The sequence below is a fragment of the Streptomyces zinciresistens K42 genome (assembly GCF_000225525.1).
Lineage (GTDB): Bacteria > Actinomycetota > Actinomycetes > Streptomycetales > Streptomycetaceae > Streptomyces > Streptomyces zinciresistens.
The window spans coordinates 1-4,236 of sequence record NZ_AGBF01000338.1 but is presented as its reverse complement, the minus strand read 5'-3'; the positions used below and the strand labels follow the sequence as shown (position 1 = coordinate 4,236).

5 protein-coding genes are annotated in these 4,236 nt (G+C 72.3%); 2 read left to right on the top strand and 3 right to left on the bottom strand.

Features of this window, described 5'->3' with window-relative positions; translation table 11 throughout:
- Positions 1-1,068, bottom strand: a 1,068-nt coding sequence (gene bioB / locus SZN_RS35860; RefSeq protein WP_007505255.1) for a biotin synthase BioB, incomplete at its 3' end; no start/stop codon positions are given.
- A gap of 146 nt (positions 1,069-1,214) precedes the next feature.
- Between bioB and SZN_RS35855 the strand changes: the two genes are divergently transcribed.
- Positions 1,215-2,342 carry an 8-amino-7-oxononanoate synthase gene (locus SZN_RS35855; RefSeq protein WP_007505253.1) on the top strand — a complete coding sequence of 376 codons (1,128 nt, stop codon included), beginning with the start codon at positions 1,215-1,217 and terminating at the stop codon, positions 2,340-2,342.
- A gap of 50 nt (positions 2,343-2,392) precedes the next feature.
- Here SZN_RS35855 and SZN_RS35850 read toward each other — a convergent pair whose 3' ends face one another.
- Entirely contained in the window at positions 2,393-2,620 is a 228-nt protein-coding gene (locus SZN_RS35850) for a DUF397 domain-containing protein (RefSeq protein ID WP_007505251.1), read from the bottom strand.
- A 9-nt stretch (positions 2,621-2,629) separates the two neighbouring features.
- Positions 2,630-3,490 carry a helix-turn-helix domain-containing protein gene (locus tag SZN_RS35845; protein WP_007505249.1) on the bottom strand — a complete coding sequence of 287 codons (861 nt, stop codon included), beginning with the start codon at positions 3,488-3,490 and terminating at the stop codon, positions 2,630-2,632.
- A gap of 213 nt (positions 3,491-3,703) precedes the next feature.
- On the opposite strand from SZN_RS35845, the gene SZN_RS35840 reads away from it, so the two are divergent.
- A complete protein-coding gene (locus SZN_RS35840; RefSeq protein WP_007505247.1) occupies positions 3,704-4,162 on the top strand; it encodes an ATP-binding protein in 459 nt (152 codons plus the stop codon).
- Positions 4,163-4,236: the final 74 nt, after the last annotated feature.

Here is a 4,236-nt window from a genome sequence, read left to right as displayed (position 1 = left end):
CCGCGACCCGCAGCCCGCCGCGTCGGCGCCGGCGTCCGCGTGCGAGCCGCAGCCGCCGCCGGCCGCCCGGTGCTCCGGCAGGGTCACCTGCTCGGTGCCCTCCACCTCGAACCCGGCGTCCGCGATCATCTCCAGGTCGGCCCTGCCCGCCTGGCCCTCGCTGGTCAGGTAGTCGCCGAGGAAGATCGAGTTGGCCAGGTGCAGGGCGAGCGGCTGCATGCTGCGCAAGTGCACCTCGCGCCCGCCCGCGATGCGCACCTCGACGTCCGGGCACACGAACCGCACCATCGCGAGGATCCGCAGACAGCGCTGCGGGGTGAGGTTCCACTCCTTGGCCAGCGGCGTGCCCTCGAACGGGATGAGGAAGTTCACCGGAACCGAGTCGGGGTCCAGTTCGCGCAGCGACTGGACGACGTCGACCAGGTCCTCGTCGCTCTCGCCCATCCCGGCGATCAGCCCGGAGCAGGCGGACAGTCCGGCCGCGTGCGCCTTGCGCACGGTGTCGACCCGGTCGGCGTAGGTGTGCGTGGTGGTGATCTCGCCGTAGGTGGACTCGGAGGTGTTGAGGTTGTGGTTGTAGGCGTCCGCGCCCGCCTCGCGCAGCCGCTCCGCCTGGCCGTCGGAGAGCAGACCGAGGCAGGCGCACACCTCGACGTCCTCGTTGCGGTCCTTGATGGCCTTGATGGTCCGCGAGACCCGGTCCACGTCACGGTCGGTCGGACCGCGCCCGGACGCCACCAGGCACACCCGCTTGGCGCCACCCGCCAAACCGGCTGCGGCCGCCTCGGACGCCTCGTCCGGCCTGAGCCAGGTGTACTTCAGGATGCCGGCGGTGGAGCCGAGCCGCTGGGAGCAGTAGGAGCAGTCCTCAGGACACAGTCCCGACTTGAGGTTGACGAGGTAGTTGAGTTTCACCCGCCGGCCGAACCACTTCCGGCGCACCCGGCCGGCCGCGGCCACCACATCGAGCAGGTCGTCGTCGGACGTGGCGAGGACGGCCAGCGCTTCCTCGCGGGTCGGCGGCTCGCGCCGCAGCCCCTTGTCCACCAGCGTGTTCAGGAGGTCCATGGAAGCTGATCCTGGCGTACGGAGGCCGTCCGAGCCAAGGTGACTTCGCACAACCCCGTCACTTCGATGTGTGGGTATTGCCACACCGTGGGCGGACCGGCGTGCGGCTAGTGTCTGTCCACTGCCTACAAAAGCCCGGAGGAGCCATGGCGTTCGGCTGGATCGACGAGCAGGCGGACGCGCGGCGCCGCGCCGGGCTCGTGCGCACCCTGCGTCCCCGTCCGGCCCACTCGCCGCTCCTGGACCTCGCGGGCAACGACTACCTCGGTCTCACCCGCCACCCCGAGGTCGCCGAGGGCGCGGCGCGCGCGGCGCGGACCTGGGGCGGCGGCGCCACCGGATCGCGCCTGGTGACGGGCACCACCGCACTGCACACCGAACTGGAGCGCGAACTCGCGGACTTCTGCGGCTTCGAGGCGGCCCTCGTGCTGTCCTCCGGCTACGCGGCCAACCTGGCGGCCGTCACCGCGCTGGGCCCGCACGGCTCGCTGATCGTCTCGGACGCGGGCAACCACGCCTCGCTGATCGACGGCTGCCGGCTGGCCCGCGGCACGACCCAGGTGGTGGCGCACGCCGATCCGGACGCCGTGCGCAAGGCCCTGCGCACGCACGACGGTCCGGCCGTGGCCGTCTCGGACACCGTCTTCTCGGTCGACGGCGACGCCGCGCCGCTGACGGCGCTCGCCGAGGCGTGCCGGGAGCGCGGTGCCGGGCTGGTCCTCGACGACGCCCACGGCCTCGGCGTCCTGGGCGACGGCGGCCGCGGCGCCCCGCACGCGGCCGGGCTCGCGGGCGCCGACGACGCCGTCGCGACGGTCACGCTGTCCAAGTCGCTGGGCAGCCAGGGCGGCGCCGTGCTGGGCCCGGCCAGGGTGATCGACCACCTGGTGAACACGGCGCGGACGTTCATCTTCGACACCGGTCTCGCGCCCGCCGCGGCGGGCGCGGCCCTCGCGGCCCTCTCGGTGCTGCGCCGCGAACCGGAGCGGGCGGCGCGGGCGCGGGCGGTGGCGGGCGAACTGCACGCCCGCCTGACGGCCGCGGGCCATCAGGCCGTCCGTCCGGACGCCGCGGTCGTCTCGGTGCGCGCGCCGTCCCCGGAGCGGGCCCTGCGGTGGGCGGCCGACTGCCGTGCGGCGGGCCTCGCCGTGGGCTGCTTCCGTCCTCCTTCCGTACCCGACGGCATCTCACGGCTGAGGCTGACCGCCCGTGCGGACCTCTCCGGGGGGCAGATCGAACGCGCTGTACAGATCATCGGTGCGACACGACCATGAGTCGGCGTACACGGCCGTGAACCGGAATCGGCAGAACCGATCAGAAGTTGTCAGGACTGGAACGCGGCTGTGAATCCCGCCCAGCTCTCGGGGGAGAAGAGCAGCGCGGGCCCGGCCGGGTCCTTGGAGTCGCGCACGGCGAGCAGTCCGCTCCAGGGGCCGGAGCGCGGCCGTGCCGTCTCGACGCAGTTGTTGGCTCCGGTGCTGTGACTGCTGCGCAGCCAGCGCGCGTTGGGCAGTTCGGTGCTTGACCTGACCTTCCGAGGCAGTGCGGTCATGGTGCCTCCTTATGCGCCGCCGCGGAGCGCGGCGAGGTAATCCAGCGATCCCCCGGGGGAGAGGGCGTGGATCCGAAGGGTGTTGAAGGCATCTGTGTATGCCTGGAGGTCTTCTTTCCGTTCGAGGTAGAGGCTACTCGTCAAGTGGTCGAGAACGACCACATCCAGATCAGAAGTGCTCGAAAATGAGAAGATAACGAAAGGGCCGGTGATGCCGATGTGCGCACCGGCCGCGAACGGCAGCACCTGGAGGCTGACTTGGGGCAGCCGGGCCGCCTCGATCAGCCGCTCCAGCTGTTCCGTCATCACCTCGGGCCCGCCGATCTCCCGGTGCAGTACGGCCTCGTCGAGCACCGCGTCCAGCCGCAGCGGCGGATCGGCACGCAGCACGTCCTGCCTGGCCAGCCGTACCGCGACCAGCGCGTCGAGCCGGTCGTCGGCGTCCGCGCCGACCGCCGCCCGGGTCACCGCACGGGCGTAGGCGGGCGTCTGGAGCAGCCCCGGCACCACGGAGGTCTCCAGCGTGCGCATCGCGCTCGCCTGCGACTCCAGACTGATGAAGTCCCGGTACGTGGCGGGCAGCACGCCCCGGTACGCGTGCCACCAGTGGTGCCGTCCGGCGCCCTCGTCGGAGCCCGCCAACACCACCAGCAACTCGCGCAGTTCCGCGTCCCGCACACCGTAGGCGTCCAGCAGTAACCGCACATCGGCCGGTTTCACCCCGCTGGCACCGGTCTCGATCCGGCTCACCTTGGACTGGTGCCAGCCCACCAGCCGGGCCGCCTCACCGCTGGTGAGCCCCGTACCGGTGCGGAGGGCGCGCAGTTCCGCGCCCAGTTTCCGGCGGCGCACCGCGGGACCGTACTGCATGGGAAACTCCTTACTCCGACCGAGCCGCCCAAATACGTTCTCGCGTCGCAGAGTTCACCGCTTCGAGCGACAGATATATGCAGATCTTGGCGGATCGCCACGCGTGACGGGCGCGGGAATGGCAGTCTGGCGACGAAGCACCAGTCCGGGACCGTACTCGAACCCTCCGCTCCGTGTCCGACCGCGGTCCCGCGGGAAAGGGACGACGTCGTCATGGCAGATCATCTGGAAGCATCCGTCACTCTGCCGAGCGATCCCGCCTCGGTCGCCGCCGCCCGCTCCTACGCCGTCACCACCCTCGCGGAATGGGGGCTCCCGCCGGACGCCGAGGTGGCCGACACCGTCCGCCTCATCGTCTCCGAACTCGCCACCAACGCGGTCCAGCACACCCTCGGCCAGTCACCCACCTTCACGGTGGACCTCGCGCTCGACCGCGACGAGCACCTGCGCATCGGGGTCACCGACAGCCACCCGCGCTTCCCGAGGCGGCTGCCCGCGGCCGTGCAGCAGGACAACGGCCGCGGCATGGTCATCATCCGCTGGCTGACCGCGGAGTGCGGCGGCAGGCTGAGCGTGCGCCCGACCCGCGAGGGCGGCAAGACCGTCGCCATCGAACTGCCGTGGACGGTGCCCGCAGCCCCCGTGCCGACCGGCAGGCCCCAGGACGGCTGAGGGGCACGGCCCGCCCTGCGCCGGCACCCCCCGGGCCGCGGTGCCCCGCGCCGGCGCCCCCTCCGCGCGGAGGC